Source organism: Rhodococcus sp. 14-2483-1-1 (assembly GCF_002259335.1).
Classification (GTDB): Bacteria; Actinomycetota; Actinomycetes; order Mycobacteriales; family Mycobacteriaceae; genus Rhodococcoides.
Genome location: NZ_NPFX01000021.1, coordinates 51,264 through 75,007, shown reverse-complemented (window position 1 = coordinate 75,007; position 23,744 = coordinate 51,264). Strand labels below are relative to the sequence as shown.

Here is a 23,744-nt window from a genome sequence, read left to right as displayed (position 1 = left end):
GATTTTTTCGGACCGCTGCGCATGTTATTCCAATGTTGTTGATATGCAGCTCCATTCACGAACGGCACGGCTACGCGAACAGCGCCGGTGCCCGGCTATCATCGAGCCCATCGGCTCCACGAATCACCGAAGCGGTACATCCGCTCGCATCGACGACGGAAGGGTACGCGGTTGATGTCCGTCCACGATGCCGTACACCGGGGCGACGTGCCCCCACCGATCGACCTCGCGGGACACATGCGTGAGCTCGGCCGGGCACTGCTGCCCGCCGTGATCATTGCGGCGCTGGTCGGTGCGGGCGTGTTCTACCTCAGGAGCGAGCTCACCGACAAGCAGTACGCCGCGTCGATCGTCGCCGAGATCGAACCGGTCCAGGCCCTCGTTCCCGGTGACGCGTTCATCGAGCAGATGCGTGCACCGTTCATCGAATTGGCAACCGATCGCGGCGTGCTCGATCAGGTCCTCTCACAGGTGGACGCCGGTATGGACGCGGCGGAACTGGCCTCGAGCGTAGAACTCTCTCCCGGTACCTCGCCTGCGCTGCTGACCGTGACCGTGACGACCCGATCCCCCGAACTCGCCGCCGATCTTGCCGAGGCGATGGTGTCGACGATGGCAAGTACCGCCTCGGACAATGCGATCCGCGACTCGCAGGAGCGAACAGACGAGGGACAGTCCGCCATCGACGCGAAACAGGCGCAGGTGAACGCTCTCCCCGCCGACGATCCCAATCGGGCTGCATCACTGTCCGAGCTGGCCGAACTACGCACCCGCCAGAGTGAACTCGAGGCCGCTGCGAGTGGAGATCGACTGGTTGTGTTGTCGAACCCCGAGCAGAGCACCACTCCGGTCTCACCGAAACCGGTCTCGGAGGCACTCGTCGCAGCTCTCGCTGCCCTCATCGTCGCGGCCGAACTGATCGTGTTGCTTCGAGGACGACTCGGCCGCACGCCCTCTCGCTCCTGGGCGCGGCGCGTGTCCCGCAAGTACGGTGCACACTTCGACCAGGCAGCCGGCGACACCATGCCCCCCGTCGTCGCTTCACGGATTGCGGCCATCGAGCGCGGCGACCGGCCTGCGTCCAGAAGTGCGCGACACGCTGCTCCCAAGGGCGACAGCGTGATTCTCCTGTTGGTCGGGGACGGTGCGGTCTTCGAGTCGACACGGGGTCAGGGGCCGACAACCGGACATCACGAAGCCACAGCGGCATTCGGCCTGTCGGAACAGTGGTGGCAGGACACCGACGTGGGTGATGTCGAGACCGTCGTGGTGCTGGTGTCGAAACGTGGACGAGACAAGAAGGCAGCAACTGCGGCGCTACGGCGACTGGGCGACTTCGCCATTCCCGTACACCTGGTATTGCAGAACAAGACCTCGACCCGACGAGCGGAACAGACCTCGCAGACGATCGCGCCGGAAGGCCAACGCAATGCCAGCTGACAGAATTGCCGTCGTTCACGAACGATTCACCGAAATCGCCGGATCCGAGCACGTCATCGAACAACTTGCCCTGCACTGGCCCGCGGCCGAGGTGTTCGCACCCATCTCCCGGCCGTCCGGGGTTCCGTCGGGAATCAGCCACGAGCCGCACACGTCCGGCCTCGATCGCGTGTACAGCGCTTTGGGCCAACGGTCGTACGCACCTGTTCTTCCGTTGATGCCGTTGGCCTTTCGCCGCATGCCGCTCCGCGGTTTCGATGCAGTGGTGGTGAGCCATCACGCCTTCGCGACACAGGCCGTGTTCGCCACCGACTCCCCGGTGATCGCCTACGTACACAGCCCAGCACGGTGGGCCTGGGACCCCGAACTGCGCGCAGGCGAAGGCGGCGGCAGAGCCGGAGCGGCGATCTTGACGGCGCTGTCGGCCGTGGCCCGTCGATGCGAGATCGCTGCCGCACCGAAACTGACGACCGTGGTAGCCAACTCGACTGCGGTCGCTCGTCGGATCGAAGACTGGTGGGGCCGCGACGACGCCGTGGTGGTTCATCCGCCGGTGGACACCCAGGGCTTCACTCCTGACCCGTCGATCGAGCGTGAGAACTTCTTCCTGCTCGCCGGTCGACTCGTCCCCTACAAGCGTCCCGACATCGCGGTGCGCGCTGCCGCCGAGGCCGACGTGCCCCTCGTGGTGGCGGGAGACGGCCGTGCGATGGACGCCTGCCGAGAGCTGGCCGGCCCGAGAACGACCTTCCTGGGACGGGTTTCACACGAGAAGCTCCTCGAACTTCATCGAACGACGCGTGCCCTTCTGATGCCCGGAGTAGAAGACTTCGGCATCGTCCCCGTCGAGTCCATGGCAACCGGAACCCCGGTCATCGCGTTGGGTGACGGCGGTGCCATGGACTCCGTGATTCCAGGCAAGACCGGCCTGCATGTGCAGCCGGGCACCGACGAGGCAGTCGTCGCCGGGTTCGCCGACGCCATGCGGTCGTTCACTCCAGAAGACTTCGACCGCAGTGAGATTCGCGCATGGGCCGAGGGCTTCTCGCGTGCCAACTTCCGCAGTCGTATGCAGGAGGTCGTCGATGCCGTCCGCTGAACGTAGTTACCGCTCGACCGCGCTGGATCGCGTGTTCGCCGATACCCGAATAGTCACCGCGGTCGGCCCCGTTCGCGGACTCGACATCGAGCGCACGCGTCGAACGCTCACCGCCGCCGAACACGTCGACGCGGCACCGCACATCGCGCTGGAACCGCGGTCGGATGCCCGACGGTGGCGGTACCGCAGCGACATCGCCGGCGACAATGTCATCTCGAGCAGCAGCCCCACCGAAGACCTGGGGCAGATGCTGACCGACATTCGATCTCGAAGAGGTACCCGCGGTCCACTCGAAGTGGTCGTGTTCGACGACCATCTCGCTGTCGACTATTCGCACGGAATCGGGGACGGCCAGATCGGCGTCCTGATGTTGGCGGCATTCTGCGACGATGCCGACGGGTCATTGGTTCCTGGACTGGCCGCAGGCTTGCCGCCGAGCACGACATGGAAAGCTCTGTGGCGTCACTACTCTCGAAATCCGAAGACACTGGCCGACTTCTGGGCACTGCGCGCTCGCCATCGGTCGGAGACCAACGGCGGGTCCGGTCCCCGGCGCCGGATCGAGAACTGGGAAGCCGGAAAAGTCAGCCGAGCCGGGTACATGAGCAGAGCCGTAGTCGACGAACTCAAGCACTGGACGGCCGAGAACCTGCCTGGAGCGACCCCTGCGTCGATATCGATTGCCCTGTGGAGCGCTGCACTTCGAGCAGAAGCCGTCGACGTCGACGATCACATCATGGTGTTGTTCAACAGCAGGCGCTATCTCGATCCGGCGCAGCAGAGTTCGCACGGGAACTTTGCCGTCGGCATTCCACTTCACCTCCCCGCCAGCACGACTCCCGTCGCCATCGCTACGGCAATGCGCGAGGTGATCGAATCCGGCTGGCCCATCGCAGTACTGGGCATGTCGCATCTCCGCGATGTGGCGTCGCGTATTCGACGTTCGGCGCAGTCGCCTTACGAGAATTCGGTCGTCGAGGTTCCAGAGACGTTGCGGTTGGCCGTCAGTGACCTCGGCCGAGTGCGAGTGTTCGATCACCTCGACTGGACCGATGACGGCAGACCCCCGCAGATGGCCGCATCACTCGAACCGGACGGCCCGGACGGCTGCACGATGCTCATCGCCGAAGTTGCCGGTGGGCGAACCTACACGGCCTCGTTCTGCAGCAAGATGGTCGACGTGTCGGTCATGGATGCAGCGCTGCGGAGAATGTGTGAAGACCCAGTGGCGCTGCTCCGCGATGTGTATTGATCTGCCGGAACGACCTTCGCTGCACAGACGGGCCTACAGATGACCGAAGAATCGACAGTGCTGTTCCTGGCCCACACCGGGCAGGTCTCCGGCGCCGAGAAGGTCCTGCTGGACTTGATCGACGAGGCCGAGCGCCGCGGCCACGACACTGTGATCGCGTGTCCGAACGGCCCACTGGCCGATCGCGTCCCCAGGACGACGCGACACATCCCCATCGGCGAACTCGGTCTGGGTGGCGAACGAGGAGCGGCCAGAGGTATCGCGGCGATACGCATGTTCGCGAGGTGGGTCATCGCATCACGTTCGGTGCGCACAATTGCCCGCGCGCCGGGTACGGCCACTGTCGTCAACTCGCTCTTCGCCCTCCCGGTCGCCGCATTGTCCCGCCCGCCCCACGGTGCCTCATGGCTGGTCCACGACACCATGACGTCCCTCAAGCAACGTCTGGTAGTTCGCTACGCCCGCTCCGCAATTCGGGTAGCGGTTTCCGTATCGGAAGCCACTGCGGTACCTCTCCGTGCGGCCGGCCTTCCGGTCGTGGTCTCACACAACGGAGTCGCGTGGCCGGTACCGCGTTTCGGCGGCGAGCTGCATTCCCCGCCGGTTGTCGGCATACTCGCCCTCCTCACGCCGTGGAAGGGCCATCGAGTACTGCTCGACGCCGTGGCCACCCTCCCCGATATTCGTGTCGAACTGGCAGGGGGGAGCTTCCCCGGTGACCGCGAGTACGTCGCGGAGCTCCACGAGCGAGCATCTCGACCCGACCTCGCGGGCCGTGTCGAGTTCCTCGGACACACCGACGCCCCATCGGCGCTGCGCAGATGGGATGTGGTCGTCTCGGCAAGTACGTCACCGGAGGCCGGTCCGTTGTCGGTGCTCGAAGCAATGTCGTACGGACTTCCGGTGATCGGAACCGACCACGGTGGCACCCACGAGTTCCTCGCCGACGGTGCCGGGATTCTCGTCGCACCCGGTGACGCTGCCGCCCTCGCCGGTGCAATCTCGACCGTCATCGGCGATTCGGATCGACGTCGCGCTCTCGGCAGCGCCGCGAGATACCGAGTCGCATGCCGCCACGACATCGGTGAGACGCTCCCCGAACTATTGGCACGCTTGACCAGCTGACCGAAAAACCGAACGGACAGGATACGAGTGGGGACTCGGCGAAAGTCGATCCCCGGCAATCACGGCTGTGTTTCAATCGGTTGCCGATTGGAACGATAGGGGCCGAAATGACTCGCGCTGCGACCAGATCGAACGAGCATTATCAGTGGGGCGTCGGGGTGATGACGTCTCTCGCCATCACCACTGTGGTCAAACGCATCGTCTCGGCGGCTGCTCTGTCCATGGCCCTTGTGGTCACCCTCGAGCTGGCATACGGCTACGGCGCCACCACACCGCTCCCGTCGATCGTGCAATGGACGTCCATGATCGCCGCGTACATAATGGGCGCGTTCTGGTGGTTCGGCCCGTGGCCGACACTCGGGCAAGCGTTCGCCTTCGTCGTCATTGCCGACATCGCGATCTTCGGAGCCACCATCACAGCGAACTTCGCACCCGAGGTCACGCTCGGGAAATGCACGTTCCTCATCCCCATTGGAATGCTGGCCGGCTTCTTCTTCGACAAGTGGCGTTTGGCCGCGCACATCGCACTGTGCTTGGCCGGCACGTCCATCGTTGCGGTGTTCATCGTGATGGAGCGAGACGTGGACATATTCGTCGCGGTTGTTCTGTGGGCACCGATCGTGGTGACGCTGACCGGCTTCGTGGTGATACTCCAGGCCACGACGCAATCCATGCGCCTGGAATTCGAGTAACGACCGGACACTCGATCAGAAAGTCAGTAGGACCTTGCTCGATCGAGACGCGTCCGCAGCCAGCGCGAAGGCGTCGAGCGCCTCCGCAACGGGATACTCCGCTGTGATGACGGCTTCGACGTCGAGCGAGCCGTCCGCCAAAGCCTCGATGACATCGTCCATCTCGTCGTTGAAACGGAAGGAACCGACCAGGTCTATCTCGCGGGTGATCGCCAGCGACACCGGCACCGGCTGATCCCCCGCCGGCGGTAGCCCGACCATGACCACTCGCCCGCCGCGCATGGTGCCGTCGATCGCCGAAGCGAGGCCGCGGTGGTTGCCCGAGCACTCGAACGTGACGTCCGCCTCCACGGAGGCGATCGCTGCGGACTCGCGAGCATCGATAGTTCGATGCGCCCCGAGTGCACGTGCCACGTCGAGCGAGAACTCCGTCAGGTCGGCCGCCACGATGTGTGCCGCACCCGCCCGCGCGGCGACCGCCACGATGAGGGCACCGATCGGACCGGTGCCCACGACGAGGACGGTCTTGCCCGAGACGTCGGCGGCGCGCTCGACGGCGTGCCAAGCGACGCTCGCAGGCTCGGCCAACGCTGCGATCCTCAGATCGAGTCCCTCGGGCAATGCTCTGAGCATCCGTGTCGGGACGGCGACGTGCCCGATGAAGAGTCCGTCGTTGTGCGGTACCTGCGCGGCACTGCCCATGTACCGACACCCGGGCGACAGGTTCGGACGATCCGCCGGATACTTCGCGCCCGTTCCGCCCGGTGTTGCCGGGTGGACCGTCACCGTGGTGCCCTCGACGGGTCCGCTACCGTCCTCGGCACGGCGAACCACCGTTCCCGATGCCTCGTGGCCCAACCTCATCGGCGCTTTCAACACCGATTGTCCTGCCGCACCGTGCTGCCAGTAGTGGAGATCCGAGCCGCAGATCCCGCCGTAGGCGACGGCAATGACGGCCTCGTTCGGTGCCGCGGGTGTCACGACCACGGTGTCGAGACGAAGATCGTCGGCGGCGTGGGCAATCAGGGCAACGGTCTTCTCCGGAACCTGCACTGCTTCGGTCATCGGGGTTCAGACCTTGCCGAGTACGGGATCGGTTGCATTGGCCGGATCGGTCAGGTCCCTGTCTCGGGTTTCCGGAGCGAACGACGCGGCCACGAGCACCGAGATCGCCATGATCATCATGTAGACGGCGACGGGAACCCAGGATCCGGAGAATGCGGTGATCAGAGCCGCACACAGCAGCGGAGCGATGCCGCCGCCGAACACCGATGCGAACTCACGGCCCAAAGTCACTCCGGCGTAACGGTATCGGGCTCCGAACATCTCGGGGAAGTAGCTCATCGTGACTCCGACTGCGCCCTGGCACGCCAGGATGAATCCGATGATCATCACGAGGGTGATCAACGTGTGCGAGCCGGTGTTCAGTGCCATGAAGGTGGGGATCGGCAGGACGACGAGCAGGCTGACGATGCCGATGTACACCGGCTTGCGGCCGACCTTGTCCGAGAGCCAGCCGAAGCCCCACGCCGCGATGCCGCCGCAGATCGCGCCGATGAGCAATACCTTCGGGATGAACGTGGCATCGACGCCGATGTCGTTCTTCATGTACGAGGCCATGAACACCTGATAGGTGTAGGACTGCGCACTGATTCCGACGGTCATGAACATGACGATGAACAGCGGGCGCTTGCCGTTGGTGAACACTTCCTTCACCGGTGCCTTGGGGCGCTCCTGAGCTGCCTTGAGTTCCTGGAAGACCGGGGACTCGTTGAGCTTGCGTCTGATGATGAACGCGGCAATGGTGACCAGAATGCTGCTGAGGAACACCATCCGCCAACCCCAGGACATCAACTGATCGTCGGGAAGCAATTGGGCCAGAATCCAGGCGATGGCTCCGAGCGCAGTGCCGAGGGCCGCACCGGTCATGACGAGGGCCGCGAGTCTTCCGCGTTTACCTATCTCGGCAGTCTCGGTGAGAAGGGTTGCGCCACCTGACTGTTCGGCACCGGCACCGAAGCCTTGGAAGAACCGGCACAGCACCAGCAACACCGGGGCCAGCAGTCCCACCTGCTCGAAGGTCGGCAGCAGTCCGATGGCCATCGTCGCGCCACCCATCAGCATCAGTGTTGCGACCAGAACCCACTTGCGGCCGAGGCGGTCGCCGTATCGGGAGAAGAACAGTCCGCCCAGGGGGCGAGCAAGGAAGCCGACGGCATACGCGCTGAAGCTCGCGATGATGCCCGCGGCCGGAGAGATGTTGGGGAAGAACAGTTTGTTGAAGATCAGCGCCGACGCCGTGCCGTAGATGACGAAGTCGTACTGCTCGAGTGTGGTGCCGATGAGACCGGCCCACGCTGCACGTCGTACGGCAGACGGATCGTGCTTGGCCGGAGCGATTCGGGGAGAGTCCGACGGTTCTGTGGTTGTGTCCATGATTGTCCTCGGGTGAAGTTTCGGCCACGGCCGAACGAAGGAAGGAGAATGGTTCAGTCGAGTGTGGTCCGGGATGCCGTGCCGACGGGGCGGAGCGAAGAGCTCGCTGCTTCGACCACTGCGGCCATCGGACCGTGACGAACAACAGTATCCACCAATTCCGCAGTGCGTGTGATGAATTCGGGAAACTCCGTCAACTCGATGGGGAGAATGTCGCCGCGCTCGAGAACCGAACGGACGAAATCCTCACTGGACGCTGCCGAGGCGGCAAGTCCTGCCAAACGCGCACGTGCAGGGTCGGCCATCGCACGGGCGTGCGGGCCTGGATCGAAACCGTCCGGCGGGCACATGCAGCAGAGGTACGCAGCCAAGGTCAATGAGAGATATTGCGGTACAGCACCGTTGCGCAGATGGTGGAGCGCTGGGGTCGGAATTCTCTGCGCGAGCTTCGCCGAGCCGTCGGAACCGACCTGTGCGGTCTTGTGCCCCAGAGCCGAGTTGGACCATCGCACGAACAGCTGGGCGATGTAGTCGTCGATGTCCACCCCGTCCGGCACGGGCACGGTCGGGAGATACTCGTCGACCAGCACTGCTCGGGCCGCGGCCTCGACGAAAGGGCGACCGATCGAGTCCGGAATCGTCGCGCAGCCGTCGAGTGCGCCGAGATATGCGATGAGAGAGTGGGTTCCATTGAGCAGTCGAACTTTCATCAGTTCGTACGGCTCGACGTCTTCGGCGAACACGGCACCGCCGGCTTCCCACCGGGGACGTCCCGCGGCGAATTTGTCCTCCATCACCCACATCGTGAACGGCTCCGCCGGTACGGCAATGGTGTCCACAGCGCCCAATCCGGCGGTGGACTCGGCGTCGTACGACGATCTGCTGGACGGGACGATGCGATCGACCATGGAATTGGGGAACGTCACCGCCGTTGCCAGCCAGTCGATCACGTCGTCCGCACCGCACCGGGTGAGGAATTGGCGTACGAGAGCGGCGGTGCGATCACCGTTTCCCAGCAGGTTGTCGCAGCTGGCCACCGTGATCGGAGCACCGTGAGTTCGAGCCCGTACCGCCAGGGACCGCGCCAGCTGTCCGATAGTGGTGGTCGGGGTCTCCGCCCGGGACAGATCTTGTTGCACTGCACTCGATTCCAGATCGAGCGCGCCCGTCTTGGACGAGAAAGTGTAGCCCAACTCGGTGACGGTGATCGTGACGATCCGGACGTTCTGGTCCGCGATGGCAGCCACGACGGCGGCGGGGTCGTGGGCCGCGACCATGACTCCGGTGTGTGCCCCGGGGACACCGACCCGCGAGCCGGACGGCGAGATCTCGACGACCCCGTACAGCAGGTCCTGCGCGAGCATGGCATCGGTGACCGTACGAGATCTGTTGGCGACTCCCAGGATTCCCCAGGATCCACCATCTCGCTCCATTGCCGCGGCGGTGTACACGGCTTGATGAGCGCGGTGGAAGTTGCCCAGTCCCAGGTGCACGATTCCGGTTCCGTCCGGCCGTACGGGAACGAGTCCCGAACCGGCGAGCGCCGAACGGGACAGCCTCGGTTCGATCATCTCGTCACCAATCCGTCATGGAGCCGTCGAGGCGACGCGCAACCGGTAGATATGCGGACTCGTACGCGTATCTCGCCGCCAGCGGGTCGTAGCCCATGTATTCCTGAATGCCGAAGTTCGGGGTCGCCATTCCGAGGTGAACGATCACGTCCGCGGCGCCTCTGCGGTGAAGTTCTCTCCGGCAACCACATTGGTCAGGGGTTCGCTCGCTGCGAGTCGACCGATGTTGGCAGTGATGTCGTCGACCCTGCCCTGAAATGTTTCACCGGTGATGCCCGAGGAATGGGGTGTCATGAGGACGTTGGGCAGGGTGTGAAACGGACGCGGCGAGGGTGCACCGATGCCGTCGGGCGACGGGTAGTCGTACCAGACATCGATGGCGGCACTGCCGAGCGATCCGGTGGACAGCGCCTCGAACAACGCGTCCTGTTGCACGAGCGGGCCACGTCCGACGTTGATCAGTACCCCGTCGGGTCCGAGGGAAGCGAGTTCCGTGGCACCGATCATGCCGGTGGTGCGCTCGTTCAGCGGCGCGGACACCACGACGACGTCTGCTTCGGTCATGAGATCGGAGAGGCGGTCCGTCGATGCAGCCCAGGCCAATCCGTTCTCGGCCGCATTCACGGATCCACTGCCGGTGACCGCGATGCCAGTGCACCCGAACGCCCTCAGCAAGGCCCACGATCGAGCGCCGATGTGACCGAAGCCCACGAATCCGACGGTAGCCGAACCCAACGAACTGGACTGCCGAAGTGTCCGGTCGTAGACCGGCGACGACCATCGGTCTTCTCGCAGTTGCCGGTCCTGCTCGAGGAATCCGCGTCGGAGCAGTACTGCCGTTGCGGCAACGTACTCGGCAATCGAACGTTCGTGGTGAAAGGTGTTGGCCACCAGGGTGTGCGGACTCAGGGCGTCGAAGTCCACGCCGTCGGTGCCGGCTCCGGCGACATGCACCAACCGCAGCTCAGGCGATGCCTCGGCCAGGGCGGCCGGGAACTTCCCGCCGACGTACACGGTTGCATCGGCGATGTCGGCAGCAATCGCATCGATGTCGAAACTGTCGTGCCAGGACAGGTCGACGCCGGGGGCGACCCGATCCTCGAATCGTCCGCGATGAGGCAGAAGGTTGGAATCTGCGATGACGACCTTCACTTCGAATCGTCCTTTCCTGGAACGAGAGTGCGGTTGTGGACGGGGCCGGACGAGCCCCGGACCACGAGTTGGGTGGGGAGATGAATGGTGCGCGCCGGGGAATCGGGCTCGGCCGCGCGTTGGAACACCAGATCGGAGCTGACGAGGCCCGCACGGCCCATCGGAACGTTGATGCTCGTCAGCGCAGGATGCGACAGCTCGGCGAGAGGCGAATCATCGATGCCGATGACGCTGAGGTCCCCGGGAACCGTCAGACCCATCGACCGGACTCCGTTCATGACGCCGATGGCCATGGGGTCGTTGTGAGTCATGACCGCGGTGGCTCCAGTGGCGACGACGCTGGCAGCGGCAGCGTGACCGCCCGCCAGGGTTTCCTGCTGCCAACCCAGAACGTCCAGCACGATTCCTCTTGCCGCACAGAACTGTTCGACGGCCTCGACGCGTCGCTCGTTGGACCAGGACCGCGGTGAACCCTGGACGTACGCCAGATGCGAATGACCCAGAGCTGCGAGGTAGTCCACGGCCTGCCGAATTCCATCCTCCGAATCGGCCACGACGCAGTCGCATTCTTCCGAGGATCGGTTGACCAGCACCAGCGGGGTATCGCCGGCAAGTTGCACGATGTCCTCCGCGGGCAGCCGCGGCGCACAGACGATCAGCGCGTCGACCCGATCCTGCAGCTCCCCGATCACCTCGCGCTCTCGATCGGAGCTTCCGTCGGTATCGGTCAGAACGATCGTCTGCCTACGATGCCAGCCCTGAGCCTGAGCGGACTTGACGAAGCTCGCGAAGACGGTGTGGCCGATATCGGGCACGACGACAGCAACTGTGGTCGCGGCAACACGGGTGTCCGACGATCGGCCCGAGGCCGCGACGTAGCCGATCTCGTCGGCGACGGCGATGATCCGGGCCAGCGTGTCTGCACCGATACGGTCCGGATTGCTGAAGGCGCGCGACGCCGTCGACAACGACACACCTGCCTGTTGCGCCACCTGTGTGAGGGTGGGTGCCATGGTTCACCTCGGATGTTGTTTGTGATGCTGAGCACAACAGTTGCAGGTATTGCGCAATATTGTCAACACCTTGCGCAAAAGCCTGGAGGTAGCGGCCCGCCCGTCTTTGACAGACTCGACCCGACAGCTCGACCGGCGAACAGGAGATCCACCGTGCGCACCTTTCCCCTCCCCCAGACCGGCGCAAGCGTCTCGAGCATCGTGCTGGGGTTCATGCGCATCACCGATCTGGACGAGAACCAGATCAGAAGGCTGGTGGACACCGCCCTCGACGTGGGCGTCACCGTGTTCGACCACGCCGACATCTACGGCGGCACCCCGCACACGTGCGAGAAGCGATTCGGAGATGCGGTGAAGCTGACTCCGGCCCAGCGCGAGCGCGTCGAGATTCAGAGCAAGGTTGGCATTCGCGAAGGCTGGTTCGATTTCTCCAAGGATCACATCGTCACCACGGTCGAAGAATCCCTCACTGCACTGGGTGTGGATCATCTGGACACGTTGCTGCTGCATCGACCGGACAGCCTCGTCGAACCGGAGGACGTGGCGGCGGCGTTCGACGAGCTGCACGCGTCGGGCAAGGTCCTGACCTTCGGCGTCTCCAATCACACACCCGGACAGATCGAGTTACTGAAGACCGCTGTGGAACAACCGATTCTGTTCGATCAAGTGCAGCTGAGCATCGTTCATTCCCCCCTGATCGCGGCCGGCCTGACCGCCAACATGAGCTCGGAGGATCAATCGATCGATCGCGACAACGGATTGTTGGACTACGCGAGGGCGCGCGGCATCACCTTGCAGGCGTGGTCGCCCTTTCAGAGCGGTAGCGCCTCCGGCGTCTTCGTAGGAGACCGAGTGAACTATCCAGAACTCAACACCGCACTCGATGAGATTGCCGAGTCGCACGGCTCGACCCCGTCGGCGATCGCGACAGCGTGGATCACTCGGCATCCCGCGAACATCCAGGTTGTGCTGGGTACCACGAATCCCGATCGAGTGGTCGAGGCCGCCGCTGGTTCGGACCTGCGTTTGACCAGGCAGGAGTGGTATCGGCTCTTCATCGCCGCAGGTCACACCTTGCCCTGAGCGTCGCTCAGCTGCCTCACATCCACCGTTACCATCTCGTTACTCACTCGCTATCGCTCCGTGATGGAGAGGCCTCGATTCGGTGACGTTGCGCTGTCAGGATTGCCGCACGGCATACGAAGGAACCTGTAGCCCTCGGGTTCCACCCAGAGCATGCCGGTCGCTAGGCCATCCGAACTGAGAGGTTCGCACCGTGACTGTCACCGACCACCTCGAATCTCGAATCGCACCCATCGTTCGCAGCCGTCCCGGCTACTCGATCACGACCGAGTCGTACTCGGCAGACCTGACTGTCGTCCGGGCAACCGGCGATCTCGAGCTGAACTCCCGTGCCGATCTGGAACACGCAATCCGGGAGGCCCTGCACAAGGAAACCGTTGTGCTGCTGGACTTGTCGGCGGTGTCGTTCATCTACTCCGGCGCAGCCAGCGTGATCATCGACGCCGCTTCCCGCAGCGCCGGCCGGCTCGAAGTCTTCGCGCCGACGCGGCCGGCGCGCATGATTCTCGAAGCCCTGGGCGCGGCGGCGATCGTGACGGATCCGCGTCGGTACTGACGGCCCAGGTTTGCAGAAGGCCGCATCCGGCAAACCCTCGGTGGACAGCGACTCCGGGGCGGCTGTCGTATCGCCGTCCGGAGCACTTCATGCACCGAGGCGAGGATCGACAATGTCCGACCAGTTCAGCAAGACCGACCCCACTTCCGCATTCCCGATGCCGGAGCGGGCAGAGCAGAATCGCTTGGACCACCCCGGGCTGACGCGCGACATGGTGACCGCCCCCGATCACGGCGAGAACTCCTACCGGGGATCGGACCGTCTGCACGGTCGTAAGGCCCTGGTCACCGGCGGCGATTCGGGAATCGGGCGGGCCGTCGCACTGGCTTTTGCTCGCGAAGGGGCCGATGTCGTCATCGCTCATCTCGAGTCCGAGGGTCCTGACGCTCAGGCCACCGTCGACCTGATCGAGAGTGCAGGCCGAGCAGGCAGGGCGATCGCGTGTGACGTGACCGACGAAGATCAGTGTGTCCAGCTGGTGGACACCGCGTCCGACGTTCTGGGCGGACTCGATATCGTCGTCAACAACGCCGCGTTTCAGATGGCTCAGATGGGCGGCATCGCCGACATCACCACCGAGCAGTTCGATCGCGTACTCAAGACCAATCTGTACGCTCTGTTCTGGATCTCCAAACGCGCTGCGGAAACGATGGACGCAGGCGCGACCATCATCAACACCACCTCGATTCAGGCATCGAATCCATCTCCGGAGCTGATGGATTACGCCACCACCAAAGCGGGAATCGTAGCCTTCACCAAGGGTCTCGCCGGCGACCTGGCACCACGTGGGATTCGAGTCAACGCCGTTGCGCCAGGACCGATTTGGACCCCACTGATCCCGGCCACGATGCCGGCCGAGAAGTACGAGAAGTTCGGCGAAACCGTTCCTCTCGGACGACCCGGCCACCCCGCGGAGCTGGCTCCGGCGTACGTGTTCCTGGCATCGAACGAGTCGAGCTACATCACGGGCGAGACCATCGCCGTCACCGGCGGCACGCCCTTCAACTGACCCCGTCGGCGCCGGTGTGGTCGCGCCACGCCAGAAGCACACCGCTACCCTCGGGCCGTCGCCAGGGCAGGAACAGCGCAACAGCGATCGCGCACGTCAGGGCGGCCCCGACGGTGACGAACGATGCGAGCTGAAAGCCTTCCAACGAGGCCGCCTTCATCGCGTAGATCAGGTCCGCTTTCTGCGTCGCGAAGATCGGGTTGGTGGGCGCTTTGACGATCTCGATGACGCTGACAACCGTTTCGCGAGCGAACGCTTTTTGGTACGGCTCCATGATCGCGTCGGGTATCGCGTCGATCTTCGGACTCACCTGTGCGGTGTAGATCGACGCGACGATGGATCCGAGGACGGCAACTCCGAGGGTTCCGCCGACCTCCCGGGTGGTGTCGTTCACCGCGGAGCCGGCACCTGCTTCGTCGAGCGACACCGAAGACATGATCGATTCGGTGGCCGGGCCTTGCACGATTGCCAAACCGAGGCCCATCAGCACCATCGACACCACAACCGGTCCCAGATAAGGGGTTTCGACCTTCACCTGGCCGGCGATGAACATCCCGACGCTCATCACTACCAAGCCGAATACGATCACGGCCGTAGTTCCGATGCGCTGTGCGATCACCGTGGCCATGGGTGCGCCGATCGCGATGGACACCGCGAAGGGCAACGAGTGGATGCCGAACTGCAGCGGCGTCAGCTCCATCACGCCTTGGAAGTACTGGGTGATCATGAAAAGGAACCCGAACATACTGAAATAGGCGACGGCAATTGCCAAGGCCGGCAACGAGAACCGCCTGTTCCGAAACAGATTCAGGTCCAGCACCGGGGATGGTGTCCGGAGCTCCCACCAGACGAACCCGGCAAGGGCGACGGCACCGGCAACATAGGCAACGACACTCGTCGCAGACAACCATCCATTGTGCGGCGCTTCGATGATCGCCCACACCAGCACCGTGATACCGGCCAACGACAGCGCGATACCCAGCGGGTCGTATTTCCCGACGTGCTCGGCCCGCGATTCCGGAACACACCACACAGCGGCTATCAGAACCGACAGCGCCACAGGAACATTGATCCAGAACACCGAGTGCCACGAGAAGTGCTCGAGCAGAAAACCGCCTGCTGTGGGACCGATAGCGATCGCGAAACCTGCCATCGCGGTCCAGGCGGCGATGGCCAGCGCCCGCTCCTTGGCGTCGGTGAAGATATTGATGATCAGCGCGAGCGTTGCCGGGAACACTGCTGCCGCACACACACCCATCGCCGCCCGAGCTAGGACGACCTGCCCTAGATCCGCGGCAAGAGCGCCGCCGACGGACATGACCGCGATACCGGCCAGCCCGAAGATCATTACTCTCTTGCGGCCATAGCGATCACCGAGGTGACCGAATGCGAGCAACAGTCCGGCAAACGTCAGCGTGTACGCGTCGACCACCCACTGAAGCCCGCTGATATCGGCACGAAGCTGCAACCCCATGGAGGGCAGCGCAACGTTGACGACGGTGTTGTCGAGAACGACGAGCAACTCGGCTGCGCAGATGACGAGCAGCGCCAGGTATCGCCGACTCCGCGGCGGGGCATCTGCTCGGTGACGGGAAGTTGTAGGCAACGACATCAGGATCCCTTCGACTATGACGATCGGCATAGTTCCCGAAGGAAAAGTAACTGTAACTGAGCGTTATAGCAACAGGACCAACCGCTACCGACTCATGGACGAGGAGGGTTCGACGCGTCCAGTACCGCTCCGAGCAGGGCCAACAGTTCGGTTTCCGTCCGGTCCAGAGCGGTGGTGGATCGCTGCGCCTTGGCCACGATCAGCGCGCCTTCGATGGCGGCGATCGAGATAGTCGCCAACGTGTAGGACCGCTCGCGGGCCAATCCGCGCTGCCACAGGGACGCCGCGATCACGTCCTCCCAAGACGAGAAGGACTCACCTGCCGCCGCGACAGCGGCCGGCGCATGCAGCCCCTCGAGCGCAGCAGGCGCGACCGGGCACCCTGCAACGTAATCCGTCGCCAGCAGCTCGCTGCGGAATCCGTCGATGATCGCCCGGACGGTTGCCGCCGGACCGGCCGAAGCCAGGCCGGCCGAGATCATCGCGCTCATCGCGGCACCCGCGTTTCGCGTTGCCTCCTCCACCAGCTGAGGCTTCCCGCCAGGGAAATGGTGATAGATCGAGCCACGCGGCGCCCCCGCGTGATCGATGACGTCGGCCAACGAGGTGGCTTCCACTCCACGCCGACGGAACAATTGCGCGGCGCTGCGCAGCATGTCTGCCCGCGCGCTACTCCGATTGGCCATTCGAACCCTCCTCGACCGTTATTGACGTAACGCGGAGTTACATCTAGGGTCGCGTTGTCTATGCTGCTGAGCATAACCCGCAACGGCTATCCACTGGAATCGGAGCAACGCCATGTCCCCCGACACCGAGGTCATCGACCTGAGCAGCCCTCTCACACTCGCCTGCGGGCAGATCCTGCCGAACCGCGTGATGAAGTCGGCTCTGAGCGAGGGACTGGCGACGGCCGAGCATGCACCCGACTCCCGCCTCGAGACGCTGTACCGCCGATGGGGTGCGGGCGGCTACGGCCTCGTGGTGACCGGCAACGTCATGGTCGACCGATCCCATCTCGGAGAACCGGGCAACGTCGTCATCGAAGACGACCGCGACCGCGACGCACTTGCTCGGTGGGCAAAGGCAACATCCGACGGCGGCGCACCCATCTGGATGCAGCTCAATCACCCGGGCCGGCAGGCCAATCCGATCGTCACCCGCACCAAGCCCGTCGCACCGTCCGCCATTGCCCCCAACATCCCGGGCATTCCGGCACCGCGTGCGTTGAGCGAGAACGAGATTCGCAACATCATCGATCGATTCGCCACGGCAGCAGCTGTGGCCGAGTCGGCCGGCTTCGACGGCGTCCAGATCCATGGCGCACACGGCTACCTGGTGTCTCAGTTCCTGTCGCCGTTGTCCAACAAACGCGACGATGCCTGGGGCGGCGACCTCGACGGGCGAATGCGGTTCGTTCTCGAAGTGGTCCGCGCCATCAGGTCAACGGTGTCCCCCAGCTTCGCCGTGGGAATCAAACTGAATTCGGCAGACTTCCAGCGCGGCGGGTTCAGCGAAGAAGAATCGCGGATCACCGTCGAGCATCTGGTCCGAGAATCCATCGATCTGATCGAAATCAGTGGTGGTAGTTACGAATCCCCCGCAATGATGGGCACCTCGAGTACCCGAGAGCGCGAGGCCTACTTCCTGGAATACGCGCGGACGGTACGCGACGCTGCAGGAACGGTGCCACTGGCCGTGACCGGAGGATTCCGCACCCGTTCGGTGATGAGTTCGGCGGTCCAGTCGGGCGAGTGCGACATGGTGGGTCTCGGCCGTCCCACGGCCCTCGATCCGGCCGTCGCGAACTCTCTGGTCGACGGCACGCTGGATCGGGTCGAGTCGCCGCGCGTGGCTCTGCGCGTCCCGTCGAAGTCCAGCGCGTTCAAGCAGATCAACGGCGCTCTCGATCTGCAGTGGCACACCGACCAGTTGCAGCTCATCGGTGCTGGGCGGCAACCGAATTCGAGTCGTCCGGCGTGGAAGACTGCGGCCACGATGGTGCAGCGCAACGGCTGGGACGCGTTCCGCAACCGTCGCGGCACGGGCAATCCCACCAGCGCTACCAGTGCTGCGAAGTTTCGACGCGAGCGCTTGATCGGCAAATACGTCGCGAATCCCATCGTCAACGGATTGACATCCATCGGTGTGACCACTTCGCTGGTGACCGACATCGAGACAGTGGGCCGTAGAACCGGACTCGCCCGGCGCGTGCCGGTGTCGGCGTCCTTCGACGACTCCGGCGCGTGGCTGATATCCCAACACGGAACCAGATCCGGCTGGGGAGCCAACATCACCGACGAGCCGAGGATCCGCATTCGCGTGGGTAGCCGGTGGCGCACCGGAACAGCAACGTTCGCGCCCGACGACGACGTTGCCCTCCGAGCACGATCCTTCTCGAACAATCCGATACTCGGACGTATCATCGGAGCCGGCTTCCGTGCGTTGCAGACCGACCCCGTTTCGGTGCGAGTCGAGTACGACGTTTGACCAGTTCTTCGCAATTTACTTAGGTTTGGTTTACTTAAGTTGTGAAGAGACTCCCCCACTTGTCCGTCGCCCTCGGCGCGGTCCTTGCTGCCGCCCTGATCTCGTCCTGCGGTTCGGACACCGGGCCGGCGGCGAAATACCCGGCGACCCACGCGGTCACCACGCAGTTCGGCACCGTGGAGGTACCGGATCGAATCGAGTCGGTCGTCGTGATCGACGGACGACGCGACCTCGACATCGCCCTGGCATTCGATCTGCCCATCGCCGGAATGCCGGTGGAAACCGAAGCTCCGCCCGAAATACCGGGTCCTCTGACCGAGCCCACCAGGATGCTGCTTGCAGACGGTGTTCCCGAGCTGTATCCGCGAAACACGGTCGATCTCGAAGCCATCGCACGCGTGGATCCCGACCTCATAATCGGGCGCGACGAGGTGATCGAAGAAATCTACGACCAGCTCAGCCACATCGCGCCGGTACTGCCGGTGGGCTCCACCGGCACCGGAGTCAGCTGGCAGCAGGACGTGACAACGATCGGCGCGGCACTGAATCTGCAGGACGAGGCCCGAACGATAGTCGACGAATACAGCACTCGCGCAGACGAACTCACGACGCAGTACGGCAGCGCGATCGCTGATACCGTCGTCCTGCCGGTCAGCACATCGGAGCAAGGCGGGATCTCGATTGGACGCGACCGCGTGACATCCATCGCGCTCGAGGATGTGGGAGCGCGCTTCGGCTCCGCCTGGACCGCCGCCACCCCGGAGATCGAATACGGACCCGAGAACGTCACCGCCGCATCCGACGCAGTGGCAATGATCGCCGCGATCACATCGGAGGAGGATCTGCAGGCGATGAACGCCAACCCACTGTGGACCGGATTACCGGCGGTGCGCAGCGACCGGATCGTGCGGACCGACAAGTTCACCAACGACGGTGGTCCCCTCACCGCCATGTGGGCCCTCGGCTTGGTGGAGAAGCTCTACGCCCCGAGCTGATCGATTGCTCGCTCGAGTTCATCGAGCACCGTGCCCGCGCAACGGCAATGACGATGGTGCTCGACGGCAGTGGTGCCGGAGTCGCATAATCACCCGATGGCACCGATACCCACGGGGACACTGAGAACCACCGACACCGGCTTCGCCCTCGAATTGAGCAGAACCATCTCGGCACCACGCGAGGACGTGTGGGCACACCTCACCGAATCTTCCCGGACGGCACTGTGGTTCGGTCCATGGGAGCGCGTTTCAGACAACACCATTCGGGTCACCATGAGTTTCGAGGAGGGCGAGCCGGCCTCGGACATGACCATCGAAACGTGTGAGGCACCGGGCCTCCTGGCAGTACGGATGACCGGCGAGGGCCAGTGGCCACTCGAGGTCCGCCTGACCGAGAGAGGCACAGCGACCCTTCTCGTGCTCGTACACAGCTGCGAAAGCACGGACGGTCTGGGCGACATCGGACCGGGGTGGGAGTACTACCTGGACATGTTCATCGCGGCCGGAAGCGGCGACCCACTCCCGAGTTTCGACGACTACTACCCATCCCAGCAGGAGTACTACTCATCGCTGCGCCCGCAGTGAATCAGTGGTGTCGGAGCGCGTCGATGAGCTCCTCCTTCTTCAGTTTCGAGTAACCCTCGAGGCCCAGTTCTTTGGCTCTGTCGGTCAATTCGTCCACGGTCCAGTCCTCGTAGGATCCGGACTTCCCACCTTTCTCACCGATCTGCTCCCTGCCCTCTTTCGCGGCTGCGTTCGAGATTCGAGCAGCCTTTTCCTTCGAGTTGCCTTCTTCGCGAAGCTTCTCGTACAGGCCCTGATCCTTCAGTTGCGGCTGGTCGTCGGTTTCGTTGTTCTTCGCCGGCATCGGAACTCCCTCTCGCTGGACTACATCGATTGTCGGAGCCCTACCCGGTGTGCAGGACGACAAACCCATCTAGACGTGGTGTGCATCAGATGGCATCGGGTAAGCGAACTGGATGCACTTGGATCGACCGGCCTCAGCGGGCCCGGATACCACCGACAACACACATGCCACCGACGCAGACGTCGCGCCCCTCTCGGTCGGCGTGGTCAGTGACGACGGCTTTGCGTCGACCGTCGCGTCCGCCATCATCGAGAAGTTGCCCGATCACGCGATGATCGACGGGCACCGGCGAGAATTGCGGGTGTCCGGAGCATCGGTTCCGCTCCCACCCACCGCAACCGGTGCCGCCCCACTCGGTCAGTGGCTGGCATCGGTGCAAGCCACCGACAACTACGACATCGTGTTGTGTGTGTCGGAGGTTCCTCGCCGTCTCGGGTCGCGCCCGGTGATCGCCGAGATTCGCGGGGGTACGACAGGCGCGCTGTACGTGCCCTCCTTCGGAACACTGGCGGTCCGGCGACGCGCTGTCTCGGCCGCACTGGCGGTGTTGCACGAGTTGATCGAAGCCGACGACCCCTCACGGCAACCACGGAGATACTCTCGCTCTCGCTGGGCTCCGAGTGATTCCGGGGAGGGTGCCGAAGTTCTCCTGACGTCGAGCATATTCGGGCGAATCAGGTTGGTATCGGGAATGATTCGATGCAATCGTCCGTGGCGATTGGTTCCCACGTTGTCGAGCGCGCTTGCAGCCGCGAGCGCAGCGTCCGCCTTCGGTGTGTTCTACGCGAGCATCTGGCAGATGGCGGCGTCGATGAGCCTAGGACGACTGGCAATGATCGGAGTCACCGCGGTGATCGCCATGACGGTGTGGGTCGTCTTCCCCAACGGGCTGTGGGAGAAACGATCGTTCCGAAGCTCGACGATCGACCGATGGATGTACAACGCAGCCACCCTCGGAACGGTCCTGGCCGGTGCGCTCTGCATGTACGCGCTGCTGTTCGCAGTCGTACTGTTCTCGGCAGCGGTGGTCATTTCGCCGGACTTCCTGACTACACAGATCGGTCGCGACGCGACTTTTGGCGACTATCTCTCCCTCGCATGGCTCGCCGCTTCGCTGGGTACGGTGGCAGGCGCAGTCGGCTCCTCCGTGGCAAATCGCGAGGACATTCTCGGTGCCACCTACGGTCACCGCGAACTGATTCGTCGAGAGTCGGCCAGCGCGTCCTCGTAACGACCGTCGAACCCTCGGCGTTGTGAGTGAGAACAACCAGATGTGGGTACGTTCGGGATATGCCATATCTCGAACGAGTTGCCGATGTCTTCGTACTGAACCTCGGAAGCCGAGGTGTCGACTACACCGAAAACCGCATCAGTCCGGATTGGGTTGCCGAGATCAATACTCTGCTCGACGAAGTCCAGGCCAGTTCCGGTGCCGCTGCGCTCGTCACGACAGCGACAGGCAAGTACTTCTCCACCGGAGTGGACCTGTCGTGGGGTGCGGAGAATCTCGACCAGATCAACCGATTCATCGGCACCGTTCAGGAGATGTTGGTGCGCTTTCTGACGCTTCCGATGCAGACAGTCGCGGCCATGCAGGGACACACTTTCGGTGGTGCCGCATTTTTCGTGATGGCGCACGACTACCGGATCATGCGATCCGATCGCGGCTTCCTCTGCTTCCCCGGTGTCAACATCGGCGCGACCTACAGCCCGGGAACCGTCGACATGGTGCGAGCGAGACTGGCACCCCATGCGTTCCACGAGGCACTCACCACCGGACGCCGCTACGGCGGAGGTGACGCCATGGCACTCGGGCTGGTCGATGCTGTATCGCCCGCCGACTCACTACTCGACGACGCCGTCGCTCGCGCCGGCGAACTGGCCGGAACGCGAGGCGACGTTCTGGGCGAGATCAAGCGAACGATGTACGCCAACGAGATTCGGTCACTGCTCAACCCGGTTGCCGGCGTCGACGAGATGGAATGGGCCTCGAACTAGGTAGGCCTCATTTTCCAGTCACGAGGGGCGCGACCTCAGTGCCGAGCAATTCGATGCCGCGAAGCAGATCGCTGTGCGCCAGTCGTGGATTGGTCATCTGCAGCGACAGTCGATCCACACCGCCCAGTTGCTCACCCACTCGCAGAATCTTGTCTGCCACCGTCTGCGGATCGCCCATGAAGAACGCGCCGTTCGGACCGGAGGTGGCGTCGAACTGTTGCCGGCTCGGTCGGGCAAATCCACGCTCACGGGAGATCTTGGTGAACATCTCGTTCCAGCCGGGATAGATGGTGTCGGCTGCAGCCTGGGTTGTCTCGGCGACGAAGCCGAACACGTGCAGACCCACCTTCAGCTGCTCGGGCGGGTGGCCCGCTTGCGCGCCGGCGCGGCGGTAGAGGTCGACGAGCGGAGCGAACTGGCGTGGCTCGCCGCCGATGATGGCGATCATCAGAGGGAGTCCCAGAAGTCCTGCGCGAGCAAAGGATTCAGGGGTGCCACCTACACCGACCCAGATCGGCAACGGGTCCTGCAGTGGGCGCGGATAGATCCCCTGCCGGTTGAGCGCCGGACGATGCCGACCCGACCAGGTGACTTCCACGTTGCCGCGGATCTGCAGTAGGAGGTCCAGCTTTTCAGCAAAGAGCGAGTCGTAATCGGCCAGATCCAGGCCGAACAGCGGGAACGATTCGGTGAAGGAACCGCGACCCACGACCAGGTCGATCCGCCCTTTCGAGATCAGGTCCAGGGTGGCGAACTCTTGGAACACCCGCACCGGATCGTCTGCGCTGAGTACCTTGACGGCGCTACCGAGCCTGATGTTCTGGGTTCGCGCAGCAGCGGCAGCCAGGATGATCGACGGGGCCGAGTCGTAGTACTCACTGCGATGATGCTCGCCGATGCCGAACGAATACAGCCCAACCTGATCGGCGAGTGCGATCTCCTCGAGCAGGTGACTCATCCGCTCCTCTGGAGCGATCACCCGGCCGTCCGTCGGGTCGGTCACGGAAGAAACGAAACTGTCGACGCCCAGATGCACGGTGGGACCTTTCGATCGGTGGTGGACGTATTCGTCAGCGTAGGTGAAACTTCAATTATTCCGCGGCAGACCAGAAGGGGCGTCTATTCTCCCCAGCGTTTCAACTCGTCCCCCGCGAAGTACATCTGTTGACTGGCACCGAAGCGAACCAACAGTTGGTGCTTCTCCTCGTAGAACCAAACCACGGTTCCGTAGACACCACTCATGGGCCCACTCAGTGGTGTCACGCCGTCGCCTATTCCGAATCCGTCCATCCCTGCACCGTACCGATCGAGGTTGCCGGAATCGGACAACCTACGCACACTCGCCGTTCGGCTTAT

The 23,744-nt window shown here is 63.8% G+C and carries 24 protein-coding genes; 13 read left to right on the top strand and 11 right to left on the bottom strand.

Annotation, left to right across the window (positions count from 1 at the left end; translation table 11 throughout):
- Positions 1 to 207 precede the first annotated feature (207 nt).
- The 5 genes from CH294_RS18895 to CH294_RS18875 all read left to right on the top strand — a co-directional run bounded on the left by CH294_RS18895 (position 208) and on the right by CH294_RS18875 (position 5,608).
- Positions 208 to 1,440: a hypothetical protein gene (locus tag CH294_RS18895; protein WP_094738963.1), complete on the top strand. Its 1,233-nt coding sequence runs from the start codon at positions 208 to 210 to the stop codon at positions 1,438 to 1,440.
- Positions 1,430 to 2,539 carry a glycosyltransferase gene (locus CH294_RS18890; RefSeq protein ID WP_094738828.1) on the top strand — a complete coding sequence of 370 codons (1,110 nt, stop codon included), beginning with the start codon at positions 1,430 to 1,432 and terminating at the stop codon, positions 2,537 to 2,539. The genes CH294_RS18895 and CH294_RS18890 overlap by 11 nt, the downstream gene beginning before the upstream one ends.
- Positions 2,526 to 3,791, top strand: coding sequence for a hypothetical protein (locus tag CH294_RS18885; protein ID WP_052058440.1), 1,266 nt, complete (start codon positions 2,526 to 2,528; stop codon positions 3,789 to 3,791). Before CH294_RS18890 ends, CH294_RS18885 begins: the two co-directional genes overlap by 14 nt.
- 39 nt (positions 3,792 to 3,830) lie before the next feature.
- The gene (locus tag CH294_RS18880) at positions 3,831 to 4,916 is read left to right on the top strand and encodes a glycosyltransferase family 4 protein (RefSeq protein ID WP_094738827.1); all 1,086 of its coding nucleotides are present in this window, start codon (positions 3,831 to 3,833) and stop codon (positions 4,914 to 4,916) included.
- A 107-nt stretch (positions 4,917 to 5,023) separates the two neighbouring features.
- Positions 5,024 to 5,608: a hypothetical protein gene (locus CH294_RS18875; RefSeq protein ID WP_032402346.1), complete on the top strand. Its 585-nt coding sequence runs from the start codon at positions 5,024 to 5,026 to the stop codon at positions 5,606 to 5,608.
- A 15-nt stretch (positions 5,609 to 5,623) separates the two neighbouring features.
- Here the strand turns inward: CH294_RS18875 and CH294_RS18870 are convergent, their stop codons facing one another.
- The 6 genes from CH294_RS18870 to CH294_RS18845 are packed head-to-tail and all read right to left on the bottom strand — an operon-like array spanning position 5,624 to position 11,780.
- Positions 5,624 to 6,673: an L-idonate 5-dehydrogenase gene (locus CH294_RS18870; protein ID WP_094738826.1), complete on the bottom strand. Its 1,050-nt coding sequence runs from the start codon at positions 6,671 to 6,673 to the stop codon at positions 5,624 to 5,626.
- A gap of 6 nt (positions 6,674 to 6,679) precedes the next feature.
- The gene (locus CH294_RS18865; protein WP_094619788.1) at positions 6,680 to 8,044 is read right to left on the bottom strand and encodes an MFS transporter; all 1,365 of its coding nucleotides are present in this window, start codon (positions 8,042 to 8,044) and stop codon (positions 6,680 to 6,682) included.
- A 53-nt stretch (positions 8,045 to 8,097) separates the two neighbouring features.
- Positions 8,098 to 9,615: a mannitol dehydrogenase family protein gene (locus CH294_RS18860; protein WP_094738825.1), complete on the bottom strand. Its 1,518-nt coding sequence runs from the start codon at positions 9,613 to 9,615 to the stop codon at positions 8,098 to 8,100.
- A 4-nt stretch (positions 9,616 to 9,619) separates the two neighbouring features.
- Positions 9,620 to 9,763 carry a hypothetical protein gene (locus tag CH294_RS18855; protein ID WP_249305391.1) on the bottom strand — a complete coding sequence of 48 codons (144 nt, stop codon included), beginning with the start codon at positions 9,761 to 9,763 and terminating at the stop codon, positions 9,620 to 9,622.
- Positions 9,760 to 10,767 carry a 2-hydroxyacid dehydrogenase gene (locus tag CH294_RS18850; protein WP_094738824.1) on the bottom strand — a complete coding sequence of 336 codons (1,008 nt, stop codon included), beginning with the start codon at positions 10,765 to 10,767 and terminating at the stop codon, positions 9,760 to 9,762. Before CH294_RS18850 ends, CH294_RS18855 begins: the two co-directional genes overlap by 4 nt.
- Complete coding sequence (locus tag CH294_RS18845) at positions 10,764 to 11,780, bottom strand: LacI family DNA-binding transcriptional regulator (RefSeq protein ID WP_094738823.1); 1,017 nt, start codon at positions 11,778 to 11,780, stop codon at positions 10,764 to 10,766. The genes CH294_RS18850 and CH294_RS18845 overlap by 4 nt, the downstream gene beginning before the upstream one ends.
- A gap of 153 nt (positions 11,781 to 11,933) precedes the next feature.
- On the opposite strand from CH294_RS18845, the gene CH294_RS18840 reads away from it, so the two are divergent.
- The 3 genes from CH294_RS18840 (at position 11,934) to CH294_RS18830 (ending at position 14,428) form a co-directional block, all read left to right on the top strand.
- A complete protein-coding gene (locus tag CH294_RS18840) occupies positions 11,934 to 12,863 on the top strand; it encodes an aldo/keto reductase (protein WP_094738822.1) in 930 nt (309 codons plus the stop codon).
- Positions 12,864 to 13,056: 193 nt separating this feature from the next.
- Positions 13,057 to 13,419 (top strand): STAS domain-containing protein, encoded by a 363-nt coding sequence (locus CH294_RS18835; RefSeq protein ID WP_032402344.1) that lies wholly within the window; start codon positions 13,057 to 13,059, stop codon positions 13,417 to 13,419.
- Positions 13,420 to 13,531: 112 nt separating this feature from the next.
- On the top strand, positions 13,532 to 14,428 hold the full coding sequence (locus tag CH294_RS18830) for a glucose 1-dehydrogenase (protein WP_037151112.1): 897 nt from the start codon (positions 13,532 to 13,534) through the stop codon (positions 14,426 to 14,428).
- Here CH294_RS18830 and CH294_RS18825 read toward each other — a convergent pair.
- Together CH294_RS18825 and CH294_RS18820 are read right to left on the bottom strand one after the other, a co-directional pair.
- The gene (locus tag CH294_RS18825; RefSeq protein WP_249305389.1) at positions 14,421 to 16,034 is read right to left on the bottom strand and encodes an MFS transporter; all 1,614 of its coding nucleotides are present in this window, start codon (positions 16,032 to 16,034) and stop codon (positions 14,421 to 14,423) included. The genes CH294_RS18830 and CH294_RS18825 overlap by 8 nt on opposite strands.
- 98 nt (positions 16,035 to 16,132) lie before the next feature.
- A complete protein-coding gene (locus tag CH294_RS18820) occupies positions 16,133 to 16,726 on the bottom strand; it encodes a TetR/AcrR family transcriptional regulator (protein ID WP_249305388.1) in 594 nt (197 codons plus the stop codon).
- Between the two features lie 112 nt (positions 16,727 to 16,838).
- Here CH294_RS18820 and CH294_RS18815 point away from each other — a divergent pair, with 112 nt between their 5' ends.
- From CH294_RS18815 to CH294_RS18805, 3 genes are all read left to right on the top strand, one after another.
- Positions 16,839 to 18,527, top strand: a complete 1,689-nt coding sequence (locus CH294_RS18815; protein ID WP_094738820.1) for a nitroreductase family deazaflavin-dependent oxidoreductase — start codon at positions 16,839 to 16,841, stop codon at positions 18,525 to 18,527.
- Positions 18,528 to 18,586: 59 nt separating this feature from the next.
- Positions 18,587 to 19,522: an ABC transporter substrate-binding protein gene (locus CH294_RS18810; RefSeq protein ID WP_249305386.1), complete on the top strand. Its 936-nt coding sequence runs from the start codon at positions 18,587 to 18,589 to the stop codon at positions 19,520 to 19,522.
- A 96-nt stretch (positions 19,523 to 19,618) separates the two neighbouring features.
- The gene (locus tag CH294_RS18805; RefSeq protein ID WP_094738818.1) at positions 19,619 to 20,107 is read left to right on the top strand and encodes an SRPBCC domain-containing protein; all 489 of its coding nucleotides are present in this window, start codon (positions 19,619 to 19,621) and stop codon (positions 20,105 to 20,107) included.
- A 1-nt stretch (position 20,108) separates the two neighbouring features.
- Here the strand turns inward: CH294_RS18805 and CH294_RS18800 are convergent, their stop codons facing one another.
- Positions 20,109 to 20,390, bottom strand: coding sequence for a Rho termination factor N-terminal domain-containing protein (locus CH294_RS18800; protein WP_032379277.1), 282 nt, complete (start codon positions 20,388 to 20,390; stop codon positions 20,109 to 20,111).
- 112 nt (positions 20,391 to 20,502) lie between these two features.
- Between CH294_RS18800 and CH294_RS18795 the strand changes: the two genes are divergently transcribed.
- Positions 20,503 to 21,621 (top strand): hypothetical protein, encoded by a 1,119-nt coding sequence (locus CH294_RS18795; RefSeq protein WP_094738817.1) that lies wholly within the window; start codon positions 20,503 to 20,505, stop codon positions 21,619 to 21,621.
- A gap of 59 nt (positions 21,622 to 21,680) precedes the next feature.
- Positions 21,681 to 22,388: an enoyl-CoA hydratase-related protein gene (locus tag CH294_RS18790; protein WP_094738816.1), complete on the top strand. Its 708-nt coding sequence runs from the start codon at positions 21,681 to 21,683 to the stop codon at positions 22,386 to 22,388.
- Between the two features lie 7 nt (positions 22,389 to 22,395).
- Here CH294_RS18790 and CH294_RS18785 read toward each other — a convergent pair whose 3' ends face one another.
- Both CH294_RS18785 and CH294_RS27545 read right to left on the bottom strand, forming a co-directional pair.
- The gene (locus tag CH294_RS18785) at positions 22,396 to 23,424 is read right to left on the bottom strand and encodes an LLM class flavin-dependent oxidoreductase (protein ID WP_094619775.1); all 1,029 of its coding nucleotides are present in this window, start codon (positions 23,422 to 23,424) and stop codon (positions 22,396 to 22,398) included.
- Between the two features lie 83 nt (positions 23,425 to 23,507).
- The gene (locus tag CH294_RS27545) at positions 23,508 to 23,678 is read right to left on the bottom strand and encodes a hypothetical protein (protein ID WP_170944782.1); all 171 of its coding nucleotides are present in this window, start codon (positions 23,676 to 23,678) and stop codon (positions 23,508 to 23,510) included.
- Positions 23,679 to 23,744 lie beyond the last annotated feature (66 nt).

Coding starts and splice junctions, on each gene's coding strand:
- CH294_RS18890 (WP_094738828.1), top strand. CDS start 1,430: ATGCCAGCTGACAGAATTGCCGTCGTTCACGAACGATTCACCGAAATC.
- CH294_RS18885 (WP_052058440.1), top strand. CDS start 2,526: ATGCCGTCCGCTGAACGTAGTTACCGCTCGACCGCGCTGGATCGCGTG.
- CH294_RS18880 (WP_094738827.1), top strand. CDS start 3,831: ATGACCGAAGAATCGACAGTGCTGTTCCTGGCCCACACCGGGCAGGTC.
- CH294_RS18875 (WP_032402346.1), top strand. CDS start 5,024: ATGACTCGCGCTGCGACCAGATCGAACGAGCATTATCAGTGGGGCGTC.
- CH294_RS18870 (WP_094738826.1), bottom strand. CDS start 6,673: ATGACCGAAGCAGTGCAGGTTCCGGAGAAGACCGTTGCCCTGATTGCC.
- CH294_RS18865 (WP_094619788.1), bottom strand. CDS start 8,044: ATGGACACAACCACAGAACCGTCGGACTCTCCCCGAATCGCTCCGGCC.
- CH294_RS18860 (WP_094738825.1), bottom strand. CDS start 9,615: ATGATCGAACCGAGGCTGTCCCGTTCGGCGCTCGCCGGTTCGGGACTC.
- CH294_RS18845 (WP_094738823.1), bottom strand. CDS start 11,780: ATGGCACCCACCCTCACACAGGTGGCGCAACAGGCAGGTGTGTCGTTG.
- CH294_RS18830 (WP_037151112.1), top strand. CDS start 13,532: ATGTCCGACCAGTTCAGCAAGACCGACCCCACTTCCGCATTCCCGATG.
- CH294_RS18820 (WP_249305388.1), bottom strand. CDS start 16,726: ATGGCCAATCGGAGTAGCGCGCGGGCAGACATGCTGCGCAGCGCCGCG.
- CH294_RS18815 (WP_094738820.1), top strand. CDS start 16,839: ATGTCCCCCGACACCGAGGTCATCGACCTGAGCAGCCCTCTCACACTC.
- CH294_RS18805 (WP_094738818.1), top strand. CDS start 19,619: ATGGCACCGATACCCACGGGGACACTGAGAACCACCGACACCGGCTTC.
- CH294_RS18800 (WP_032379277.1), bottom strand. CDS start 20,390: ATGCCGGCGAAGAACAACGAAACCGACGACCAGCCGCAACTGAAGGAT.
- CH294_RS18795 (WP_094738817.1), top strand. CDS start 20,503: ATGCACTTGGATCGACCGGCCTCAGCGGGCCCGGATACCACCGACAAC.
- CH294_RS18790 (WP_094738816.1), top strand. CDS start 21,681: ATGCCATATCTCGAACGAGTTGCCGATGTCTTCGTACTGAACCTCGGA.
- CH294_RS27545 (WP_170944782.1), bottom strand. CDS start 23,678: ATGGACGGATTCGGAATAGGCGACGGCGTGACACCACTGAGTGGGCCC.